This is a genomic window from Chryseobacterium sp. DT-167, from assembly GCF_058310155.1.
The window spans coordinates 1-808 of record NZ_JBZEEQ010000048.1; the positions used below are offsets into that span (position 1 = coordinate 1).

Sequence of the window (808 nt, forward strand, 5' to 3'; positions counted from 1 at the left end):
GCTGAGCCGCCGCGGCGCGATCGCCGCGAGACGCCACGCGACGAAACCGCCCCAGTCGTGGCCGACGAGGTGCACGCGATCGACCTCGAGGGCGTCGAGCAGCGCGAGTGCATCACCCGCGATGTCGGCCGCGCGGTAGGAGCGCCTCCCCCGGGGGCGCGCACCGGGGGCGTACCCGCGCTGGTCCATGGCGACGACGCGCGCGCCCGCGGCCTCGAGCATCGGGGTCACGGCGTCCCACGTACGCCGTGAGCCGGGGAAGCCGTGCAGCAGCACGACGACGGGACCGTCGATCGGCCCGGAGTCCGAGACGTCGAACGACAGCGGACCGCGCCGGAGGCGCGCGAGACGGGACGGCGGCATCTCCCGATCATCCGCGTTCGGCCGACGCGTCGACACGGCTTGCGCTCGAGCCTCGACGTCTGTCGGTGGTCGCCCCTAGCGTGGGCCCATGAACGAGCCACGACCCTTCCGCATCGCGGTCGACGATGCGACGATCAGCGACCTGCGGGAGCGCCTCCGTCGCACACGGTTCCTCCCCGATTCGCCGCGCCGCCCGCCGTCCGGGATGAACGCCGCGTACCTCCACGACCTCGTCGAGGCGTGGATCGCGTTCGACTGGCGTGCTCGCGAGGCGGAGTTGAACGCGTACCCGCAGTACGTCGTCGACCTCGACGGCTCCCAGGTCCACTTCGTCCACCGCCGGGCGGAGAACCCGGACGCCCCGGTGCTCCTCGTGATGCACGGTTGGCCGCACACCTTCGCGCTCCAGCTCGACCTCGCCGATCGGCTCCACGACGTGCACGTC

At 72.8% G+C, this 808-nt stretch carries 2 protein-coding genes; one reads left to right on the forward strand and one right to left on the reverse strand.

Going from position 1 to position 808, the window contains the following annotated elements; all coding sequences use genetic code 11:
* Positions 1-363 (reverse strand): alpha/beta fold hydrolase (locus AC4FQ5_RS19650; RefSeq protein WP_491146220.1); only part of this gene is annotated, 363 nt, incomplete at its 3' end.
* A gap of 88 nt (positions 364-451) precedes the next feature.
* On the opposite strand from AC4FQ5_RS19650, the gene AC4FQ5_RS19655 reads away from it, so the two are divergent.
* A partial coding sequence (locus tag AC4FQ5_RS19655) for an epoxide hydrolase N-terminal domain-containing protein (protein WP_491146223.1) occupies positions 452-808 on the forward strand: 357 nt, incomplete at its 3' end.